This is a genomic window from Novacetimonas sp. GS1 (assembly GCF_036686925.1).
In the GTDB taxonomy this organism is placed as follows: Bacteria; Pseudomonadota; Alphaproteobacteria; order Acetobacterales; family Acetobacteraceae; genus Novacetimonas; species Novacetimonas hansenii.
In genome coordinates this window covers 214,775-235,867 of the sequence record NZ_VSZP01000001.1, presented here as the reverse complement: position 1 = coordinate 235,867, position 21,093 = coordinate 214,775, and the positions used below count along the sequence as shown (strand labels likewise).

General features: G+C 62.1%; 22 protein-coding genes. 19 read left to right on the top strand and 3 right to left on the bottom strand.

All coding sequences use genetic code 11. The features are described from left to right. Nucleotides 1-42: 42 nt before the first annotated feature. The 14 genes from hrcA to FYB92_RS01095 all read left to right on the top strand — a co-directional run bounded on the left by hrcA (nucleotide 43) and on the right by FYB92_RS01095 (nucleotide 14,973). Nucleotides 43-1,113: a heat-inducible transcriptional repressor HrcA gene (gene hrcA / locus FYB92_RS01160; protein ID WP_003617036.1), complete on the top strand. Its 1,071-nt coding sequence runs from the start codon at nucleotides 43-45 to the stop codon at nucleotides 1,111-1,113. A gap of 259 nt (nucleotides 1,114-1,372) precedes the next feature. Then, nucleotides 1,373-2,257, top strand: a complete 885-nt coding sequence (locus tag FYB92_RS01155; RefSeq protein ID WP_003617038.1) for an aldo/keto reductase — start codon at nucleotides 1,373-1,375, stop codon at nucleotides 2,255-2,257. Nucleotides 2,258-2,380: 123 nt separating this feature from the next. Continuing rightward, the gene (locus FYB92_RS01150; RefSeq protein WP_332828047.1) at nucleotides 2,381-5,128 is read left to right on the top strand and encodes a PBP1A family penicillin-binding protein; all 2,748 of its coding nucleotides are present in this window, start codon (nucleotides 2,381-2,383) and stop codon (nucleotides 5,126-5,128) included. 99 nt (nucleotides 5,129-5,227) lie between these two features. Continuing rightward, a protein-coding gene (gene prfB, locus FYB92_RS01145; RefSeq protein WP_110550018.1) for a peptide chain release factor 2 occupies nucleotides 5,228-6,359 on the top strand; the annotation gives its coding sequence in 2 pieces (ribosomal slippage) (nucleotides 5,228-5,296 and nucleotides 5,298-6,359; 1,131 coding nt in all). Between the two features lie 215 nt (nucleotides 6,360-6,574). After that, a complete protein-coding gene (locus FYB92_RS01140; protein WP_003617047.1) occupies nucleotides 6,575-6,958 on the top strand; it encodes a hypothetical protein in 384 nt (127 codons plus the stop codon). A 104-nt stretch (nucleotides 6,959-7,062) separates the two neighbouring features. Then, nucleotides 7,063-7,830 carry a MotA/TolQ/ExbB proton channel family protein gene (locus FYB92_RS01135; protein WP_003617049.1) on the top strand — a complete coding sequence of 256 codons (768 nt, stop codon included), beginning with the start codon at nucleotides 7,063-7,065 and terminating at the stop codon, nucleotides 7,828-7,830. A 263-nt stretch (nucleotides 7,831-8,093) separates the two neighbouring features. Then, nucleotides 8,094-9,308, top strand: coding sequence for a tetratricopeptide repeat protein (locus FYB92_RS01130; protein ID WP_332828953.1), 1,215 nt, complete (start codon nucleotides 8,094-8,096; stop codon nucleotides 9,306-9,308). A gap of 42 nt (nucleotides 9,309-9,350) precedes the next feature. Continuing rightward, nucleotides 9,351-9,521 carry a hypothetical protein gene (locus tag FYB92_RS01125; RefSeq protein ID WP_332828046.1) on the top strand — a complete coding sequence of 57 codons (171 nt, stop codon included), beginning with the start codon at nucleotides 9,351-9,353 and terminating at the stop codon, nucleotides 9,519-9,521. A 301-nt stretch (nucleotides 9,522-9,822) separates the two neighbouring features. Beyond that, complete coding sequence (locus FYB92_RS01120; protein WP_003617054.1) at nucleotides 9,823-10,599, top strand: response regulator; 777 nt, start codon at nucleotides 9,823-9,825, stop codon at nucleotides 10,597-10,599. A gap of 348 nt (nucleotides 10,600-10,947) precedes the next feature. Further along, entirely contained in the window at nucleotides 10,948-12,339 is a 1,392-nt protein-coding gene (locus FYB92_RS01115; RefSeq protein ID WP_003617056.1) for an ATP-binding protein, read from the top strand. 180 nt (nucleotides 12,340-12,519) lie between these two features. Beyond that, nucleotides 12,520-13,083 carry a NifU family protein gene (locus tag FYB92_RS01110; protein WP_003617061.1) on the top strand — a complete coding sequence of 188 codons (564 nt, stop codon included), beginning with the start codon at nucleotides 12,520-12,522 and terminating at the stop codon, nucleotides 13,081-13,083. 22 nt (nucleotides 13,084-13,105) lie between these two features. Further along, nucleotides 13,106-13,690, top strand: a complete 585-nt coding sequence (locus FYB92_RS01105) for a malonic semialdehyde reductase (RefSeq protein ID WP_332828045.1) — start codon at nucleotides 13,106-13,108, stop codon at nucleotides 13,688-13,690. Nucleotides 13,691-13,693: 3 nt separating this feature from the next. Beyond that, complete coding sequence (gene tsaB, locus FYB92_RS01100; protein WP_332828044.1) at nucleotides 13,694-14,425, top strand: tRNA (adenosine(37)-N6)-threonylcarbamoyltransferase complex dimerization subunit type 1 TsaB; 732 nt, start codon at nucleotides 13,694-13,696, stop codon at nucleotides 14,423-14,425. After that, nucleotides 14,422-14,973, top strand: a complete 552-nt coding sequence (locus FYB92_RS01095; RefSeq protein WP_247066944.1) for a GNAT family N-acetyltransferase — start codon at nucleotides 14,422-14,424, stop codon at nucleotides 14,971-14,973. Before tsaB ends, FYB92_RS01095 begins: the two co-directional genes overlap by 4 nt. Nucleotides 14,974-14,976: 3 nt before the next feature. On the opposite strand, the gene FYB92_RS01090 is transcribed toward FYB92_RS01095, so the two are convergent. Then, nucleotides 14,977-15,222, bottom strand: a complete 246-nt coding sequence (locus tag FYB92_RS01090) for a sulfurtransferase TusA family protein (protein WP_003617068.1) — start codon at nucleotides 15,220-15,222, stop codon at nucleotides 14,977-14,979. A gap of 90 nt (nucleotides 15,223-15,312) precedes the next feature. Between FYB92_RS01090 and FYB92_RS01085 the strand changes: the two genes are divergently transcribed. The 5 genes from FYB92_RS01085 to FYB92_RS01065 all read left to right on the top strand — a co-directional run bounded on the left by FYB92_RS01085 (nucleotide 15,313) and on the right by FYB92_RS01065 (nucleotide 19,516). After that, nucleotides 15,313-15,717: a MucR family transcriptional regulator gene (locus FYB92_RS01085; protein WP_003617070.1), complete on the top strand. Its 405-nt coding sequence runs from the start codon at nucleotides 15,313-15,315 to the stop codon at nucleotides 15,715-15,717. Between the two features lie 67 nt (nucleotides 15,718-15,784). After that, nucleotides 15,785-16,255, top strand: coding sequence for a Fur family transcriptional regulator (locus tag FYB92_RS01080; protein WP_003617071.1), 471 nt, complete (start codon nucleotides 15,785-15,787; stop codon nucleotides 16,253-16,255). Further along, nucleotides 16,252-17,097: a GNAT family N-acetyltransferase gene (locus tag FYB92_RS01075; RefSeq protein ID WP_003617073.1), complete on the top strand. Its 846-nt coding sequence runs from the start codon at nucleotides 16,252-16,254 to the stop codon at nucleotides 17,095-17,097. Before FYB92_RS01080 ends, FYB92_RS01075 begins: the two co-directional genes overlap by 4 nt. Before the next feature lie 42 nt (nucleotides 17,098-17,139). Continuing rightward, nucleotides 17,140-18,720: an apolipoprotein N-acyltransferase gene (lnt, locus tag FYB92_RS01070; protein WP_332828043.1), complete on the top strand. Its 1,581-nt coding sequence runs from the start codon at nucleotides 17,140-17,142 to the stop codon at nucleotides 18,718-18,720. A 352-nt stretch (nucleotides 18,721-19,072) separates the two neighbouring features. Continuing rightward, on the top strand, nucleotides 19,073-19,516 hold the full coding sequence (locus FYB92_RS01065; RefSeq protein WP_231105716.1) for a helix-turn-helix domain-containing protein: 444 nt from the start codon (nucleotides 19,073-19,075) through the stop codon (nucleotides 19,514-19,516). Nucleotides 19,517-19,522: 6 nt separating this feature from the next. Here FYB92_RS01065 and FYB92_RS01060 read toward each other — a convergent pair whose 3' ends face one another. Both FYB92_RS01060 and FYB92_RS01055 read right to left on the bottom strand, forming a co-directional pair. Then, a complete protein-coding gene (locus tag FYB92_RS01060; protein WP_003617078.1) occupies nucleotides 19,523-20,185 on the bottom strand; it encodes a tyrosine-protein phosphatase in 663 nt (220 codons plus the stop codon). Nucleotides 20,186-20,301: 116 nt separating this feature from the next. Beyond that, nucleotides 20,302-21,084 (bottom strand): succinate dehydrogenase iron-sulfur subunit, encoded by a 783-nt coding sequence (locus FYB92_RS01055; RefSeq protein ID WP_048858822.1) that lies wholly within the window; start codon nucleotides 21,082-21,084, stop codon nucleotides 20,302-20,304. Nucleotides 21,085-21,093: the final 9 nt, after the last annotated feature.

The window sequence follows — 21,093 nt, the reverse complement described above, 5'->3', positions numbered from 1 at the left end:
CATCGTGGCTGTTTATATCTGCGCGCAAGGAGGGAGAACGCCATGGATATCGGAGTACTGTCTTCGCGTCCCGCCCTGCCGCCGGGGCTGGATGCGCGTTCCGCCGCGATATTGCGCGAAATTGTGGAGCAGTATGTCGAAACCGGCGACCCGGTTGGATCGCGCACCCTGTCGCGTCGCCTGCCGCTGTCGCTGTCACCTGCGACGATCCGCAATATCATGGCCGACCTGACCGAGGCGGGATTGCTGTTTTCGCCCCATACCTCTGCCGGGCGCCTGCCGACGGAAAAGGGTGTGCGCCTGTTCGTCGATGGCCTGTTGCAGTTCGGCAGCCTGAGTGAGGAGGAGCGCGAGACGATCACCCGCGCGCTGGAGGTCCGGGGGCGTTCGCTACAGGACATGCTGGGGGAGGCATCGTTGATGCTGTCGGGCCTGTCCTCGGCCGCGGGGCTGGTCCTTGCCCCCAAGAGCGATGGCACCATCAAGCATATCGAGTTCGTCGCCCTCGGTCCGGGCCGCGCGCTGGTCATTCTGGTCGGGTCCGACGGACAGGTGGAAAACCGCGTGATCGAAATCCCCTCTGGCCTGCCGCCCTCTGCGCTGGTGGAGGCGGGGAACTACCTCAATGCGCACCTGTCGGGCCGGACGCTCGACATCCTGCGTGACAAGGTCAGCGGTGACATCGCGGCCAACCGTACCGAACTCGATCAGTTGACGACAGAGGTGGTGGCCAGCGGCCTTGCCACGTGGAGTGATGCGGAAGAACGTGGCGGGACGCTGTTCATCCGGGGTCAGGCGCGGCTGTTGTCAGATGTGACGGAGATCGAGCGGCTTTCGACCATCCAGATGCTGTTCGACCGGCTGGAAACGCAGGAGACGATGTTGCGGCTGCTCGACCTTGCGTGCGAATCCGAAGGGGTGCGGATATTCATCGGTGCGGAAAGCGGCCTGTTCGGGATGGCCGGGATGTCGGTGGTGATGGCGCCCGCACGTACTGATTCCAACCGCATCGTTGGTGCGATCGGTGTCATCGGCCCGACGCGGATCAATTACGGGCGCATCATTCCCGTGGTGGATTACACCGCGCGCGTGATCGGGCGCATGCTGGGCTGAAACATGAAAATTCTGCGGCCGCCTCGTCCCTGAACAGGGCGGTGCCTTGCAAGGCTTTTTGAAAACAGGCTTCACTTGACACTTCTGACCCCCCGGTTTTCCCCTGACCCGCTGTGCCCTGCATGGGGCACAGGGCAGCGTGCGCACAGGGCAGGGTCCGTGCAGCCCGTCATTTCCCTGCCCGTTATCAGGTGCCCATTATCAGGTGCCCGTCATCAGGTGACAGGCTGTTGCGTGGAAATAGGCAAGGAGTAACGCCATGACCGTATCCCCATCACGTCCCGGCGGCACATTCCGTATTGGCGGTGAACTTGAGGTCGCGCGCCTTGGGTTCGGGGCGATGCGCATCACGGGGCCGGGCATCTGGGGCGAACCCGCCGACCGTGATGCCGCCCTTGCCACGTTGCGGCTGCTGCCTGAACTTGGCGTGAACTTCATCGACACTGCCGACGCCTATGGCCCTTTCGTCAGTGAAGACCTGATTCACGAGGCCCTGTCGCCTTACAAGGGCCTGGTGATTGCGACCAAGGGTGGCCATACCCGCCATGGCCCCGACCTCTGGCGCCCGGTGGGCAACCCTGATTACCTGCGCCAGTGTGTGATGATGAGCATGCGTCGCCTGGGTGTGGAACGCATCGACCTGTGGCAGCTTCACCGCGTCGGCCCCGACACCACGCCTGAACGGCAGTTTGAAGAGATCGCCACGATGTGCGCGCAGGGGCTGATCCGCCATGTCGGCCTGTCAGAAGTCACGGTGGAGATGATCGAGCGCGCGCGGCTGTATTTCCCGGTTGCGACGGTGCAGAACCGCTTCAACCTTGTGAACCGCTATTCTGAGGCGGTGCTTGATTACTGCACGCGCGAACGGATCGGCTTTATCCCGTGGGCCCCGCTGGCGGCAGGGGGGCTTGCGCGGGAGGATAATGTGCTGACACGCGTGGCGCAGTCGCGCGGCGTCACCACGGGACAGGTGGCGCTGGCGTGGCTGTTGCGGCGTTCGCCGGTCATGCTGCCCATTCCCGGCACCTCCCGCCCCGATCACGCCCGTGCCAATGCGCAGGCCGCGACATTGGTGCTGACGGACGCGGAATTCGACGCGCTTGACCGTGATGGCCGCGCGGAATGGGACCGCCTGCGCGCCTGATCCTGAACGGGCTGTCATGCGTGTGTTGCGGATCGGGGGCGACGTGGGCGCCGGACGGTGCTAGGACAGGGGCAGACCAACAGGGGGCCAGACCACAGTCCCTATTTCCCTATTGGATACCGGATGACGCTTGCTGACGGATCGGGCCGCGATGGCCGGGTGGATGGAACCTCTGACGCCACGCGTGATGGCGGCCGGCCGGCCGGGCGGCGTCCGCGTCCCCCCACGGGTGGCCCGCGCCCGCGTTATCGCCTGGTGCGCAGGCTGGCGGGCGGGGTGCTGGGTGTCGTGCTGCTGGCCGGTGGGGTTGGCGGTGTCGTCGCGTGGCAGGAATATTCACGCCTGGCCGAAGGGCTGCCGACTGTTGACGGGCTGCGTACCTATCAGCCCCCGGTGATGAGCCGCCTTTATTCCGGCGATGACCAGATCATGGCCGAACTTGCGGCGGAGCGGCGGATCTTCGTTCCCTACAGTGCGATTCCCGAACGTGTGCGCAACGCCTTCCTTGCGGCGGAGGATCAGAAGTTCTTCACCCATGGCGGGGTGGACCCGCTGGCGATCATCCGCGCGGGCCTGACGGACCTGATGATGCACGGCTCCAAACACCGGCCGATCGGTGCGTCCACCATCACGCAGCAGGTGGCGCGCATCATGCTGCTGGGCTCCAACGCCGTGTCGATGGAACGCAAGGCCAAGGAGGCGCTGCTGGCGATGCGGCTGGAACAGACGCTTTCCAAGCAGCAGATCCTCGAAATCTACCTCAATGAAATCTATCTTGGCGACGGGGCGTACGGCATCGGGGCCGCCGCGCAGACCTATTTCAACAAGCCGCTGGACCAGCTTGACAATGCGGAAGCCGCCTTCCTTGGCGCGTTGCCCAAATCGCCCACCAACTACAATCCCGTGCGCTTTCCGCAGGCTGCGACCGGGCGGCGCAACTGGGTGCTGGAACGTATGGCCGACCTGCATGCCATCACCCCGCAGGAAGCCCGTGCGGCGGAACAGGAACCCCTGATCCCCGCCTCCTTCACCCGTCCCGGCCCGGTTCCCGGTTCCGAATGGTTTTCGGAGGAGGTGCGCCGCCAGTTGATCGATAAATACGGCATCAATTCCACCATGGAAGGTGGCCTTTCGGTCCATACCAGCATGGACCCGCACCTGCAGCAGGTGGCGACGACGGCCCTGCATGAAGGGCTGATGCGTTATGACCGTGCCCATGGCGGCTGGCGCGGGCCGGTCACGCATCTGGACGATGTGGACCCGCATGGGGACTGGGCCAGCGCACTGGCGCGGGTCGGGGCGCCGGCCTCCATGCTGACGACGTGGCGTCTTGCGGTCGTGCTTTCGGCGGTGACGGGGCAGGTCGGCTGGCTGGAGGGCAAGTCCCCCGTCATCCCGCGCACCGGGGAACTTCCGGTGCGTGACCGTTCGTGGATGCGTACGGGCAAGGGGATTGCGACCGGCGATGTCGTGATGATCGAACCGATGGCCGACAGTTCCGGCGTCGCCCTGCGACAAGTGCCCCGTGTCGAAGGGGCGTTGACGACCATTGACGTGCGCACCGGGCGTGTGCTGGCGATGGTGGGGGGATGGTCGTTCCGTGCATCGCAGTTCAACCGCGTGACACAGGCCGCGCGCCAGCCGGGATCGTCGTTCAAGCCGTTCGTCTATCTTGCCGCGATGGAGCAGGGGATTTCGCCATCGCAGAAGTTCGATGATTCGCCGGTATCTTATGGCGAATGGCATCCCAACAATTATGAAAAGGACTTCTGGGGTCCGACCATGCTGCATGATGCCCTGCGGGAATCGCGCAATCTGGTCACGATCCGCCTTGCCGCACAGATCGGCATGAAGTCGGTGGCCGACATGGCGCAGAAACTCGACCTCGTGCATTCCATGCCGCTGGTGTTGCCCGCCGCCCTGGGTGCCGTGGAAACGACCGTGATGCGGGAGGCCGGGGCCTATGCCACATTGGCGGCGGGTGGCCATCTGGTGACGCCGACGCTGATTGATGATGTGAAGGACCGCAACGGCAATGTCCTGTGGCGCGCGCCGGGGCTTCAGCTTGGTCCCATGCCCGCAACACCCGTGTCCCCGACATCCGTGCCCGCATCGCCCGGCGTCGTATCATCGGGAGTCGTAGCATCGGGGGCCGTATCATCAGGCGCCGCGCCGTCCGTGCCTGTCGCGTCTGCTTTGCCCTCTGGTGGGCCGGATGCCGCCACGGCGTCCGATACCGGGCCTGTGCTGCAAGATACGCGCCCGCAGGTTGTGTCCGCCGACAGTGCGTACCAGGTCGTGACCATGCTGCGTGATGTGATCCGCCGGGGCACCGGTGTGCGCGCTGGCGCCGGGATCGATCAGCCTGTGGCCGGAAAGACCGGCACCAGCCAGGATTTCAACGATGCATGGTTCGCCGGTTTCTCCCCCGACCTGGTGACGGTGGTATGGATCGGGTTCGATACACCGCAAAGCCTTGGCCGCAATGAAACCGGTGGGGTGATTGCAGGCCCGATCTGGAACCAGGTGATGAAGGCCGCGCTGGCGGAACGGCCACGGGTGGATTTCCGTGCGCCGCCTGGCATGCGCCTTGCGCAGTACAATACCGGCATGGGCATGGCGATTGACGCCTTCAAGCCCGACCAGCAACCCGGCATCAGCGTTGATATGGGCGCGGGTGCGATTGGCACGCTTACAGCCGCTGATACAGGGGCGGAGAACATGCCCGATTCCGAAAGCGACATGGCGACGGCCCCCGGCCATGGCCCGGTGGGGAACGGCGTGCCGGGGACGGTGGGGCAGTCTTCGCCCGGTTCGTCCGCGCCGCCCGTGCCATCCGGGGGTGACATCGGAATGGGCGGCCTGTATTGACGCCTGACAGGATTGAGACCTGACACGATGGCCCGGTGTGGCTGCCATGCCCGCCGGTCGCATGTGTCCCTATCACGATGAGCGTAGGAGTAAGCCCCGATGTCTGCCGAGACCGAGGCCCTGAATGACCAGATCAAGCAGTCGGTGGCGCTGCTGAGGAGGCATCTTTGACTGGGATGTCGCAACTGAACGTCTCGCGGAACTGAATAACCGCGTCGAAGACCCGGACCTGTGGAATGATGCCGAGGCCGCGCAGAAACTGATGCGCGAGCGTACGCTGCTGGCGAACCAGATCGAGGGCGTGCAGAAGCTTGAAGGCGACGTGCGCGATACGATCGAACTCGTGGAACTGGCAGAGATGGAAGGCGACGGCGATGTCGTGGCCGAAGGGGTGCTGGCCCTGCGTGCGCTGGCCGAGGAAGCAAAGCGGCGGGAGACCGAAAGCCTGCTTTCGGGCGAGGCTGACGGCAATGACTGCTACCTTGAGGTGAATGCGGGCGCAGGCGGGACGGAGGCGCAGGACTGGGCCGAGATGCTGCTGCGCATGTATACCCGCTGGGCCGAGCAGCATGGGTACAAAGTGACCCTGATGGAAAGTTCCGAAGGGGAGCAGGCCGGCCTGAAATCCGCCACCATTCAGGTCAGCGGCCCGAATGCCTATGGCTGGCTGAAGACGGAGGCCGGGGTCCACCGGCTTGTGCGTATTTCCCCGTTTGACGCGGCGGCGCGGCGGCAGACCTCATTCGCGTCGGTGTGGGTCTATCCCGTGATTGACGATTCCATCGAAATCGACATCAACGAGGCCGATTTGCGCGTCGATACCTTCCGCGCGTCTGGTGCGGGCGGGCAGCACGTCAACAAGACGGAATCGGCCATCCGCATCACCCACATCCCCACCGGGATTGTCGTTGCGTGTCAGACCGACCGGTCGCAGCACCGTAACCGCGCGACCGCGATGGCGATGCTCAAGGCGCGGATGTACGAGCAAGAACTCCAGCGGCGCGAGGCGGCGGCGGCACAGACCGAGGCGGCGAAGACCGATATCGGCTGGGGCCATCAGATCCGTTCCTATGTCCTTGCCCCCTATCAGTTGGTCAAGGACCTGCGGACCAACATGGAAAAGACGAATCCGGGCGCTGTCCTTGATGGCGACCTTGATGATTTCATGGCCGCCTCCCTTGCAGCGCAGGTTGGGGCCACCCGCTCGGAAGCCAGCGCACAGGCGCAGTGATCCCCGCGTGCCCGTCCCGTGGTGCGGGCGGGCGCGTAAATGGGGGGTGTTTTCGCATCCCCCGGCCATCAATCGGCGTACAGGTCCGCCCCGCACCCCCTTTTCAGGCCGGGTGTGAGGCACTTGCGGGAAAATTGTTCCGTTTCCGGTGCATAACCGCCTTGACATGCGACGGCGGAAACCGCCCAATCCCATAACCGGCATCGTCATGCGTCATGCCCCGTTCCGTCGGGCGGGCAGGCACGCGTTGGCATGCCATGGCACGGGTTTGGGATAAGGGTGGTTCCGGGATGGATTATGTAAGACTGCAACGTCGGCAGACCCCATTCGCGCGGGTAATTGCAGGTGTTGCGGTGCTGCATGTCGTCGCGGTCGGTATTTTTGCCTATGGCCTGCATCCCAAGTCATGGAACATGTTTCCCGCCCCACCCCGGGCGCAATTGATCCCGTTGCGGATCGTCCGTGATGCGCCATCCTTCCTTCCCGCCGCCGTGCCGCCCCATGGCCCTGTCCTTTCCATCCCGGTCGTGCCCCGCATCGCGCCGCCCAATATCGCGCGGATGCTGCATGGGCCTGACCATCCGGTTCATGAAAAATGACCGTTTTACCGTATGGCGGGCCGGTCCCGGCCCTGTCGTCTGCCGGTCCCCTGTATTGCCGGGACCCCGCACCGTTTCTTTCCCGTCAGAGGATCTTGATTACAATGACCCGACAGCATCGTATCCTTCTTACCGCGGCCGTAGTGCTGATGACGGCCGCGCCGGCCATGGCTTTCGCCGCAGGCGGAGGAGGGGCGGAGGCCAACCCGTATGGTCTGGGCGCCCTGTGGTCGAACGGTGACTTCATTGCCCGTACCGTTCTGCTGATCATGGTCGTCATGTCGGTCGGCACGTGGTACATCATGATCAGCAAGTTCCTGGAGCAGGCGCGCATCCTCAAGGATGCGAAGATCATGAAAACCGATTTCTGGACCAAGCCGACCATCCAGGCCGGTTCCGACGCGATGCCCGCCAGTTCGCCCTTCCGCTATATCGCGCAGACCGGCATCACTGCGGCCGAACACCACGAAGGCACGATGCAGGAGGCGATCGACCTGCATTCATGGACGACGATGTCGATCCTGCGTTCGGTCGAACTGGTGCAGACGCGCCTTCAGGGCGGGCTTGCGTTCCTTGGGACCGTGGGTTCGACCTCTCCGTTCGTTGGCCTGTTCGGCACGGTCTGGGGCATCTATCACGCGCTGACGGCCATCGGTATCGCGGGCAATGCCTCGATCGACAAGGTTGCAGGCCCGGTTGGTGAATCGCTCATCATGACGGCCATCGGCCTTGGCACCGCGGTTCCGGCGGTTCTTGGCTACAACCTGCTGGTGCGCCGTAACAAGGGCGCGATGGACGAGGTCCGCAATTTCGCGGCCGATGTGCAGTCCGTGCTGCTTGGCGGTTATCGCCACATTGATCCCAACGGCTGAGTACTGACGTGCGCGGCGGGGATCGGTCGCGTGTCGTGCATCCGTACTGGCAAGGCCGGCGTTGGTCATGACGCCGGCCCGTGCCATTTTACGGGCATGGCGCACGCAGATACCCGCGCGCCCCTCCTTGCGGGGTGGTGAAGATTGCGCTGTCATTCATGCAATGCGCGGCACGGTCCGCGATTACGGGTCATGACCGAATTCATGGAAAGGACAATAAGTTGAAAAGCAGTAAGTTGAAATCGTCGTTCCGGGTGCGTGGCATGCTGTTGGCCGGTGCGGTGACGGCGTTGCCGCTGTCCGTGTTCCTGATGGTGCAGCCCGCGCAGGCCGCAGACGAACTGGGCGAGAAGGTGGGCAAGAACCTCCAGACCGCGCAGACGGCGCTTGCCGCCCACAAATACCCGCAGGCGATGGCAGCCGTGGACGCGGCCGAGGCCGTGTCTGGCAAGACCGAATATGAATCCTATACCATTGACCAGATGCGTGCAGCCGTCGCGGCGCAGTCGGGTGATGTCAACGCGGCGATCTCAGCCTATGACAAGCTGATCGCATCAGGCCGTACACCCGCGGCCACCAAGGAACAGATGGCGCTGGCCGAAGCCTCCATGGCCTATACCGCCAAGGATTATCCCCGCGCTGCGCAGGTCGCGGAGAAATATATCAAGGCGGGTGGCGCAAATCCGCAGATGTACACCATCCTGATCCAGGCCTATTACCTGCAGAAGGATTACACCAACGCCGCACGCGCGCAGCAGGCGCAGATCAACGTGCAGGCGAAGGCGGGCACGAAGCCCACCGAAAACCAGCTTCAGCTTCTGGCGGCCTGTCAGGCGCAGACGCATGACCAGGCGGCGCTGATGCAGACCTATGTCGCGCTGGCAACCTATTATCCCAAGCCTGATTACTGGGCGCAGGTTGTGCATTCGGTGCTGAGCAACCAGCATATGGCGCCTGCGCTGCGTCTGGACATTGACCGCGTGCGTCTGGCGGCAGGTCTGGTGAAGACGCCGGCGGAATATATCGACATCGCCGAACTCGCGATGCAGGCGGGCCTGCCCCAGGTCGCGCTTGACGTGATGAACGAAGGGTATGGCGCGAACGTGCTGGGTCATGATGCGGGCGCCGCGCGTGAAGACCGCCTGAAGCAGATGATCACCCAGACGGTGGCGGACCGCAAGGCGAACATCGCCACGGCGGAAACGCAGGCCCAGCAGTCCCCCAATGGCAACGCGCTGGTGACGACGGGTTATAACTATGTGACGTTTGGTCAGGCGGACAAAGGCCTGCAGGTGATGAATGCGGGCATTGCGAAAGGCCCGACCGACATCAACATCGCAAAGCTGCACCTTGGCCTGGCGCAGGCTGCCGCAGGGCAGAAGGCTGCCGCGATCGCCACGCTGAAGGGCGTCGGCGGCGACAATGGCGCGCGTGATATCGCACAGTTCTGGGTGCTCAAGCTGGGTGCGCCGTCCTGAAGGGACTTTTGTAGAGTCCCCGTTTGATAAGACAGAAAAATCATGGATGCCGACTTCTCACGGGAAGGCGGCATCCCCCTGAAATTTTCTGAGAGAGTGTTTGAAAACAAACCTTTGATAAAAACAGGAAAAGTTTTTGGGTGCCGCCTTTTGATCGAAAAGGCGGTGTCTTCTGAAGCTTTTTGGAAAAAGCTTCACCAAAAACCTTTGTAATTTCAGTATGTTATCGAGGCTGACTTTTCAAACAATCTCTGGGTTTTCTGCAATAAGCCCTGCTGGGCATTTATGATTATTTTCATGATGCCGGCTGCATGATGTCTGTCAGGCAGGGCTTCTTGCATGACGCGACAGGCGTGCCCATGCCCCTCCCGCCGTGGTAATTTGCGGGCGCGTTGCGCCACCCCCTGACATTTTATGACATATGACGCACCCTTTTGCCCGTTCCACACGTTGGATAAGGTGAAAGCTGCACGTTCAGCGATCAGTCTTGAATTTCAGGGAAATACTGCCAGGCATGACCACACATCCATCTGTTGAACCTGATCTTCCCGCCCGTATCGTTGTTGTCGAGGACGATGCAGGCGTCCGTACCCTGATCGTACGGGCGTTGCAGGGTGATGGCTATCGCGTGCGTGGGGTGCAGGACGCATCGGAAATGTGGGATGCGCTGGCGGCGCAGCCTGCTGACCTGATCATCCTTGACGTCATGCTGCCGGGGACGAATGGCCTTGATTTGTGCCGTGCCCTGCGTTCGGGCGAGGGCGCGCTTCCCGCAGGTGGCACGGATGTCAGCGAGGTGCCGATCATCATGGTGTCCGCACGGGGGGAAGAACTCGATCGTGTGCTGGGGCTGGAACTTGGCGCCGATGATTATGTGCCCAAGCCATTCGGGCAGAAGGAACTGCTGGCGCGTGTGCGTGCGGTCCTGCGACGGCGTGGTGGTGGCATCACCACACCAAGTGCCGGGCGCCCCCGCAAGGAGACGTTGCGTTTTTCCGGCTGGACGCTGGACCTGCGCCGACGCGAACTGACGGACCCGTCAGGTGCCGCGGTGGAGATTTCCGGTGCGGAACATGACCTGCTGACCAGTTTCCTTGACAATCCGCAGCGCGTGATCGGGCGGGACCGGCTTTTGGAACTGTCACGCACGCGTCTGGGTGATGTGTCTGACCGCAGCGTGGATGTGCTGGTCAGCCGCCTGCGCCGCAAGCTGGGCGCGGATGCGGACAACCTGATCCGCACCGTGCGCGGCATGGGATATATTTTCACATCCGAGGTGGAGCGCGTCTGAGAAGACGGTGTCCAATCGTCAGTTGATAAGAGACTATTTGAAAATAAATCATTGATAAAAACAAGAAAAATTTTTGGGTGCTGCCTTTTGATCGAAAAAGGCGGCGTCTTCTGAAGCTTTTTAGAAAAAGCTTCATCAAAAACCTTTATAATTTCAGAGTTCTATCGATCCTGACTTTTCAAACAGTCTCTAAAATCCATGGAAGTTTCTGGCGGTTGCCTTTTTTCAGAAGGGCCGCCCTCTTTCAGGGTGGTTTGAAAAAGGCTTCACCAGAAACTTCCGGAAATTCGCGCGGTGTTCCTTGGGTGTGTTTGTAAAACGGTCTTCAGGCAATAACGGCAGGCAGGCATGAAGGACGTCCTGTCTGACGCGCCCGCATCACGTCGCATCACGCTGTGGCCACGTGGGCTGGTGGGGCGGGTGATGTTCGTCCTGCTGGCGGCGGTTGCCCTCGTATTCGTGGGCAGCTCGGTTTTTTATGAAGAGGCCGAGACCTATACCATTGATGATGCGCAGCTTGATCAGGTCAGTGAACGGCTGGTGATTGACGCGCGCGTGCTTGCGGCGACGCCCACATCCCAACGCATGGTGCTGGCGGCGATGCTGTCCACCCCCGACCTGGCCATCGACTGGCGCACCAGTGCGCAGGAAGGCATGCTCCGCCCCGAACCCGGTGCGTTACGGGGCCTGCATGACCGGGTGGCGGGCAGCGTTGCGGCGTTGCAGGGGGATGTGCTGAACCTGTCTGGCACGGTAACGGCCACGTCCGACATTCGTGGTGTCCTGCGCCTGCCCGATGGCAGCTTCATGGGATTCAGTGCGCCGGACCTGCTGCAACCGCACCATATGCGCCGGGGTATCGTCTCTGCCGCCGTGCTGGCGGGTGCGGTACTGCTGGCGGCCGGCATGCTGGTGCGTGCGCTCAGCATGCCGCTGCGGGCGCTGGCGCAGGTGGCCGACACGGTGGGGTCCACGCGCTGGGTGCCGCTGGAGGATAAGGGACCGAGGGAAGTCCGCTACCTTGCACGGGCCATCAATGCGATGCAGGAACGCATCGGCCGCCTGATTGCCGACCGGACTGAGGCGCTGGCCGCCGTGTCGCATGACCTGCGCACGCCGCTGGCGCGGCTGCGGCTGCGGGCCGGGTTCTTGGAGGACGCGGCGGCACAGGCGGAAATTGAGGCCGACGTGACCGAGATGGAAGCCATGATCGCGGGGGTCCTTGCCTATCTGGCGGGGGAGAATGATCCCGAACCTGCGCGTTCGGTCAACCTTGCCTCCATCATCGCCACGCGGGTGGATGACGATGCGGACCAGGGGAAACCCGTCACGTATGAGGGACCGCATCAGGTGCTGGCGGTGGTGCGGCCGCTGGCGATGAAGCGTGTGATTGGCAACCTGATCGACAATGCCCTGAATTACGGGGGCAATGCGCATGTCGTGTTGCAGGTCGGGGCGCACAGCATCCGCATCAGGGTGGAAGATGACGGGCCGGGCCTGCCAGAGGCGGAATTGTCGCGGGTCGCCACCCCGTTTTATCGGGTGGAAGGATCACGTTCGCGCGCGACCGGTGGCATGGGGCTGGGCCTTGCGATCGTCACGCGTGAAATCATGCGCGAGGGGGCAAGCCTTCGGCTGTATAATCGCGACAGTGGTGGCCTGTGCGCGGAAATTGTTCTGCCGCGCACGGCGCCCGGTGTGTCCCCCGTGACGGAGCGCAGGGGGGTGGTGTCTTCCTGATGGTGGCGATGCGCATGCCCGCAGATGCCGCCGCTGGGGATGCCACACGGGATGCTACAGGGGATATGGAGGGCCTTTATCCCGTGACGGGGGCTTGTGCGGGCGTGGACCACGGCACATGTGGATGCTAACAGGACCGGAGATATCCGCCTTCCTCTATCTGTCGGGAAAGACCGCAGCATGTTCATAGAAACCGAAGATACCCCCAACCCCGCCACCCTGAAGTTCCTGCCCGGGCGTGAACTGATGCCCAATGGTGCGACGGCGGACTTCATCGACGCGGATTCCGTGGCGGGCCGTTCACGCCTGGCAGAGGTCCTGTTCGACCTTGAAGGCGTGTCCAGGGTGTTCTTCGGCGGCGATTTCGTGGCCGTGACCAAGGCGGATACCGTGGCGTGGGACGAACTGAAACCACAGGTTCTGTCGGTCGTGGCCGATTACCTTGCCACCGGACAGGCTCCGGTCGAGCACGAGGCCGTGGTGATCGAGGATGCGATCGCGCCGGGGGATGAGGAGATCGTCAAGCAGATCAAGGAACTGCTTGATACGCGTGTTCGTCCCGCCGTGGCGGGTGATGGCGGGGATATCGTCTTTCGCGGCTATCGCGACGGGATCGTGCGCCTGACGATGCAGGGCGCGTGTTCAGGCTGCCCCTCTTCGCGCGCGACGCTGAAGCATGGGGTGGAAAACATGCTGCGCCATTATGTCCCCGAAGTGGTATCGGTCGAACAGGTCGAAGCCTGATACGACGGGGTGGGAAAGTTTCATGGTTCTTGATGATGCCGGGCTGGACATCCTGTTCCGTGCCGCGCGGACGCCCGCGGCATGGAACGAAAGTCCCGTCACAGAAGACACGCTGCATCGCCTGTATGACCTGGTGCGGCTGGGTCCGACATCGGGTAACTGCTGTCCTGCGCGTTTCGTTTTCCTGCGTACGCACGACAGCCGCGAACGCCTGCGCCCCGCCTTGTCGGATGGGAATGTCGCACGGGTGATGAGCGCACCGGTGACGGTGATCGTGGCGTGGGACCCGCTGTTTTTTGAACGCATAGATGCCCTGAATCCCGAACCGGGTGTGCGGTCGTGGTTCGCCGCCGACGTGGGCCTGGCGGAGGAGACGGCCATGCGCAACAGCACGTTGCAGGGGGCATACCTGATTATGGCCGCCCGTGCGCTGGGGCTTGATGCGTTGCCGATGTCGGGGTTCGACGCCATGATGGTCGAGGATACGTTCCTGCATGCCCATGGCTGGCGGGCCAATTTCCTCGTCAGTCTTGGTTATGCCGACCACGCGTTCGATACGCCGCGTGCGCCCCGCCTGGACTTTGACGATGCCTGTGTGATGGCCTGACGCATGCGGGTTCTGGTTCTCGATGGGGCGCAGGCCGGTGCGCAGGCCCGCGCGCTGGTGGCATGCGTCAGTGTCACGCCAGAAGGCTGTGTCGTCGCACGTGCGCACGAGGTCGAAGGGCGTGGCGGTTCGGAGGGGTTTCCGCTTCTGGCGCGTGATCTGCTGGCGTCGTGTGGGTGGTCCATGCCGATGCTGGACATGGTGGCTGTTGTCGTCGGGCCGGGATCGTTTACCGGCCTGCGTGCCTCTGTCGCTTTTGCGCAGGGGCTTGCGCTGGGGCTGGGATGTGATGTCATAGGGGTCACAACGGGCGAGGCGCTGGCCGATGCCCTGCGCGCGCACGTCGTATCGGCGGACATGCGGGTCCTGTGTTGTTCGGTCGCGCGGCGCGGGCGTGTCTTTGTCGAATCCATCCCTGCGCGCAACGGGGCTGAGATCGGGGAGGTCCGTGCGGTAATGCTCGATGATCCCACCGCCCTGCCGTCTGGGCCGCTGCTGCTGGCCGGGAATGCCGCGGCCGATCTGGCGGCTGCCTGCGCGCAGGGGCGCGATGACGTGCATGTCCTTGCGCTGTCGCGGCCCGATGCCTGTGCCATCGCACGGGTTGCCATGCTGCGTCGTGAGGGTGTGCTGGCGCTGCGTGCGGTCCTGCCGCTGTATGTTGACCCACCCGAAGCGAAGCTGCCTGCGGCGGGGTTGCGCCCGCCGCCGCGAAAGGCCGATGGCGGGACATGAACGCCAGCATGGGGACGGGTGCTGATCCAGGGCCGGTTTGCGGGCCGGTCATCGCCGTGCCTGCCACGATGGCGGATGTGCCAGCGCTGGCGCGGGTCCATGCGGCGTGTTTTGCCCCGGACCAGCAATGGGATGTCCCGGCGTTCGATACGCTGCTTATGATGCCCGGCGTGGCGCTTGGCGTGGTGATGGCGCAGATGCAGGCCGCAGGGCCGCCTGTGGTGGCGGGTTTTATCATGGTCCGCCATGTCGTTGATGAGGCGGAGATCCTGACGCTTGCAGTGGACCCCGCATTCCGGCGGCGCGGGCTGGCGCGGGCGCTGCTGTCATGGATGGGGGACATGGCCGCGCGGCAGGGAATATCACGCCTGTTCCTGGAGGTCGGGGTGGGCAATAGCGCAGCCCAGGCCGCGTATCATAACGCGGGCTTTGGCGAGGTGGGGCGCCGCCGGGGATATTATCCCGACGGGTCCGATGCGCGGGTCATGGCACGTGATGTGATGCCTGCCATGGAGACGGGGGCCGCAGATACGGAGTTGGCGTCATAGAGATCATGACATTTTTTTGATGATCAGCAGGACATGGACCTGCCCATCCGCCTGCGTATCCTGCCGGGCGATTTCATGACCCAGAAGTCTTACGCTGCGGCTGACATTGTCGAGCGGTTCATCCCCCCGCAGGCGTACCTGTAATTGTCCCCCCGGTGGCAAGCGGTCGAGTGCAAGTCGGGTGCGCACAAATGTCATGGGACAGACTTCATGGGTGATATCTATTTCCTTAACATCAATACCGGGCATGTTACCTGACATTCTTTCATGGATATGGTTGCGGTCTTGTCTGGATTATTTATATAAGACACATGTATTTCTACTGACAGGATCAAGTTGATGGCTGACGAAACAGCGGATATCGAATTGCGGGAACTGACCGCAGAGATCGTATCCGCGTATGTTGCACGTAATACGCTGGATGCTGAGACCTTGCCGGATCTGATTCATCAGGTATATGAAACGATCTCCTCGCTTGGTAAGGTCGAGGCCGCGCCTGAGAAGCCGGTACCGGCGGTTCCGCTGAAAAAATCGGTGTTCCCCGATTACATTGTCTGTCTTGAAGACGGCAAGAAGCTCAAGATGCTCAAGCGTCACCTCAAGACAGCGTATAACATGACGCCGGAAGAATACCGCGAACGCTGGGGCCTGCCGCATGACTATCCGATGGTTGCGCCCAGCTATGCCAGCCACCGTTCCTCGCTTGCGCGCAAGATCGGGCTGGGGACCAAGCGTGAAGAATGACGGTGTCGTTGGACAACCGATCTGATGATGGGCTACGCCTGTAACCATGGCAGCAGGTAGTGATGTAATGGAATCGCGCATCGGGCGCATGTGTATCGAACGGGGCCTGAAGATGACGGGGCAACGGCGCGTCATCGCCCGTGTCCTGTCCGAGGCGCAGGACCACCCCGACGTGGAGGAGCTGTACCGTCGTGCGGCGACCCTTGATTCCCGTATTTCGGTGGCCACGGTCTATCGCACCGTGCGCCTCCTTGAGGAAAAGGGCATCCTTGAACGTCGCGACTTTGGTGGCGGGCGTGCCCGTTATGAGGCCACCGAAGAAGGCGACCATTATCACCTGATCGATGTTGAGACGGGGAAGGTGATCGAGTTCGAGGATGAGGAACATGCCGAACTGATCCGCCGTATTGCGCGTGACCTTGGTTTCGACCTCGTGTCGCATCGCCTGGAACTGTTTGCACGCAAACGCCCTGCCGAGACGAAGGAAGCCCCCCCCGCGACCCCGACCGCACGGACGGGAAGCAGGTCAAAGCGATGAGTGTCGAGAAAATCATGCAGTCCCTGTCCACGCTGGACCTGGAACGCAACGGCTTTCCCGAACTGCGTGGCGGCAATCTCGGGGTGCGGATTGCCTGCACGGACGAAGAACGCGATGCCGCACAGGCCCTGCGCTATCGTGTTTTTTACGAGGAAATGGGCGCGAAGCCGGACGAACGTACCCGGCGGCTGCGTCGTGATATCGATGATTTTGATGAATATGCCGATCATCTGCTGGTGATCGACCATGCGATTTCCTCTGGTGCAAAAGGGGTCGTGGGCACCTATCGCCTGATGCAGGGCGATGCGGCGGAAAAGCTGGGGCGTTTCTATTCCTCCAGCGAGTATGACATTTCGCTGCTGACGGAATTCCCCGGGCGGTTGCTGGAGGTCGGGCGCTCCTGTGTGGATCAGGCCTATCGCGGGCGTGCGGCGATGCAATTGCTGTGGCGCGGTATCGCGTCCTATATCTTCCTGCACCGCATTGACGTGCTGTTCGGTTGCGCCAGCCTGCCGGGCACGGATCCCGAACCGTTAAGTAACGAACTGACCTATTTGTATCATAACCACCTCGCGCCGCCTGCACTGCGTGTGCGGGCGTTGCCCGAACGGCGGGTGGAGATGCTGCGCCGTGATCCGCAACTGCTGGACCATCGCCGCTGCCTTGCGGGGCTGCCGCCGCTGATCAAGGGATATCTGCGCTTGGGTGGATATGTGGGCGATGGTGCGGTGATTGATACACAGTTCAACACCACCGATGTCGCGGTACTGGTCAAGAGCGAGCTGCTGGCGGACAAATATTATCGCCATTATGAACGCCGCCTGCGTGACGCCCTTGACTGAGGCGTGGGGCTGGGGTGATTTCACACGCTTCCCTGCGCTGCAATGACTTTTCTCGCGGCTTTACGTTCACGGCGTGATGCGGTGCTGGCCCTGACGGGCTGGCGTGCGGATATTGCGATGTTGCTGGTCGGTGCCGTGGCGGCGCTGGCGTTGCCGCCGGTCCACCTTGTTGTGGTGCTGGTGGTGTGTTTCCCAATCCTGATGGGCATGATTGACGCTGCGCCCGACTGGCGCGGGGCCGCGCGACGTGGGGTCATGTTCGGGCTGGGCCTGCATACGGCGGGTCTGTACTGGCTGACTGATGCGATCATGTTGCGTGCCGATGCGTTCTGGTGGCTGGTGCCGCTGGCTTCGCCGGGATGCGCGCTGATCCTGACCCCGACAACCGCCATACCTGCCGCCCTGTCGCGGGGTGTCCCCGCTGGCGTGGCGCGCGGCCTTGTGCTGGCGGGGGCGTGGACGCTTGCAGACATGATGCGCGTCTTCATCTTCAGCGGTTTTCCATGGAACCCGCCGGGCAGTGTCTGGGAATTTCCCGGCCTGTTCGGTGATGTGATGATCCAGCCCGCCGCATGGGTCGGGGTGGATGGACTGACCTTGCTGACGATGGTGGTGGCGCTGGCCCCTGCATGTGGACGGCGGGGATGGGCCTGTGTCGCTACGATCCTTGTATTGTGGGTGGGGGCAGGTGGTGCGCGCCTTTTCCTTGGCCCGCAGGTGCACGATGCGCAACGCAATCCGGTGGTTGTACTGGTGCAGGGGAATGTCCCCGAATCGGAAAAGATGGCGGGGAATGATGATATCGCGATTTTCCGCCGCTACCTTGCCCTGACGCATGATGGGGTGGGGCAGGCCCTGTCGCGCGATATTCAGGGGCGCCCCGTTGTCTTCGCATGGCCGGAATCCGCATTTCCCGGCCTGTTGCTGGAGGATGCGATTGCACGGCGCATGATCATGCAGGCCGGGCAGGGCGCGCGGGCCGGGATAATCGGCACCCTGCGCCAGGATGAGCAGGACCACTGGCGCAACAGCATGGCCGTGCTGTTACCCCCGGATGGGCAGGTTGGTGGGCTGTATGATAAATCCCACCTGGTACCGTTCGGGGAGTACCAGCCTGCATTACTTCCATTTCATGTGGTGCCGGGCGATGGCATGGCGGCGGGGGACGGGGTGCGGACATGGCATGTGCCGGGAATCGCCCCTGTTGGTCCTCTGATCTGTTATGAAGTTATTTTTTCAGGCCAGACGGTGGATGCGCATGATCGGCCCACATGGCTGATCAACAGTACGAATGATGGCTGGTACGGAAACAGCGCCGGCCCACGCCAGCATCTGGCAGCGGTCAGGATGCGCGCGGTGGAAGAGGGGCTGCCCATCGCACGGGCGGCGAATACTGGTATTTCCGCCATATTTGATGGTTATGGGCATGAGGTGGCGCGGTTGGGGTGGGATCGTACGGGCGTGATTGTCCGGCAGATGCCCGATGCCCTGCCGCCGCCATTGTTCGCGCGGTGGGGACGCTTGGTGCCGGTGGTGCTGGCGGCTGTACTGTTGGTGTCGGGGTTTGTCGTGGCCGTCATGGCCGCCGGACGTCGCAACGCGGTGATATCCGCGCGTTCCTGACATACCTGTTTGCATATGCGCCCAGGAACGATTCGTGAAGCACATCGTTAGGATCGCCACGCCGGACAATCTGTAAAAATCCGATCTATTGCGTCACAGGGAACCTGTTGTAATAAAAAGGTACAAAAAATGTACTTTTTGAGGACTGTCCCATAATGCGTTGAATAATAATGGATTTATCCCATTGCTTTCAATGACAGTAGAATTTTACTCTTTACAAAAGGTTAATAATGAATCCTATAACTGTTTTGTTTAATATATAACTAAGTGATGATTTATCAGAAAATAGTATTTCTGGCATAGGGCGTCTGTAGTGAATAACAAGCTGTCTAGTACTCCCAGTCCTGTTGACGTGTATGTGGGTAGTCGGATTCGGCTACGCCGCACGTTGCTTGGCATGTCGCAAGAGCGTCTGGGAACGGCGCTGGGGCTGACATTTCAGCAGGTGCAGAAATATGAACGTGGCGCCAATCGTGTTGGTGCGTCGCGCCTGTATGACCTGGCGCGGGTTCTGGATGTGCCGATTGCGTTTTTCTTTGACGGTATGCCTGACGAAGCGGCCATCGCGCCGGTGGCGTCGATGCCCGCCGAATCGTTTGCCGAGGCACGCGGCGCCTTTGGTGGTGTTCCCGCGCCCGGACAGGTCGAAGGGGGGGACGACCGCTTCGCCAGCAGCGAACTGGCATTACTGTCCCGGCGGGAAACCATCGACCTTGTGCGGTCCTATTACCGTATCAGCGATCCCGCCGTGCGCAGACGCGTGCTGGACCTTGTGCGTTCTATGGCAACGGTCTGAGGCCCATCATTCACGGCGCAGCACTCGATCATTGAGGAAGGCTGCGATCTTGCCCGCACGGAAATCGTGGCGCAGCCTGTCCTCGTCATATTCGGTACGCACCCATTGCATGAACGGGATGCGGCCTTCGGCCTCGGCCTGATAACGCAGGAAGAAGGCGTCGAGCACACCGGTGCGCGACCTGTTGAAATGCCCGTTCTTCCATGAAAGCTGCCGCAGCGCATCATCCGCCGTCCCCCCTTCGAACAGGAGTACAAGACCTGCGGCAAGGCCGGTGCGGTCCGCCCCCGACTTGCAATGCATCAGCATGGGGAACGTCAGTGTGCGGTAGATCTTTTCGAACCGTTCGATCCGGTCGCGGTGTGGGGCGTTGCGGCTTTCGAACGCCATGTCGATATGCTTCAGGCCAAGACGATGCGCGGCCTCACGCGACAGGGCATCCGAACCGCATTGCCGATGACCACGCAGGTTAACCAGTGTTTTCAGGTGCAGCCGCCGCGTCGCCATGGCCAGACGCCATGGTGTCGGGTGGTTGCAGCGATAGACCCGGCCGGGAATGACAGTGCGAAAGTTCGTCCATGTCATGCGCAGGACCGCATGATCGACGAACAGACTGTCGATCCAGGCGCGTCCACGTCCTGACGTGCTGGACAGGGTTCCATCGAACACGGGCGCATCCTTTCATGGGTGCAGATACGAAAAAAGCGCCGGATATGTCCCATCCGGCGCTTCGTTCGTCAATCCGTCACGGTATGATGCACCGTGCGATCACCCTTTTGGGGGGATCAGCCCTTGCGTTCCATCTGAAGTTCCTTCAGACGCCCGATGGCCTTGGCCGGGTTCAGACCCTTGGGGCAGGTCTGGGTGCAGTTCATGATCGTGCGGCAGGCAAACAGCTTCATCGGATCTTCCAGCGCATCGAGGCGTTCCCCCGCATGTTCATCGCGGCTGTCTGCGATCCAGCGATAGGCGGCAAGCAGCGTTGCCGGGCCGAGATAGCGATCCCCGTTCCACCAGTAAGACGGGCACGAGGTGGAGCAGCAGAAGCACAGGATGCATTCCCACATGCCATCAAGTTCGGCACGTTCCTCGATGCTTTGCAGCCGTTCGCCATCGGGCGGCGGCAGCGTATCGGATTTCAGCCATGGATCAATGGAGCGCAACTGCGCATAAGCCCCATCAAGGTTGGGCACCAGATCCTTGACAACCGGCATGTGCGGCAGCGGGTAGATCGGCACATCGCCCTGCAGGTCGCGGATCGGCTTGAGACAGGCAAGCGTGTTTTCGCCTGCGATGTTCATCGCGCATGACCCGCAGATCCCCTCGCGGCAGGACCGCCGGAAGGTCAGGGTCGGGTCGATGTCGTTCTTGATGTGAATCAGCGCATCAAGGACCATCGGACCGATCCGGTCCAGATCGATCTCGTATGTATCGATCACGGGATTGTCGTTGTTATCCGGGCTCCAGCGATAGATCCGGAATGACTTGACGTTTGTGGCGCCGGGGGGGGCGGTGAATGTCCGCCCTTTGCCCACCGTGCTGTTTCTTGGCAGTTTGAATTCGACCATCGTCTCGTT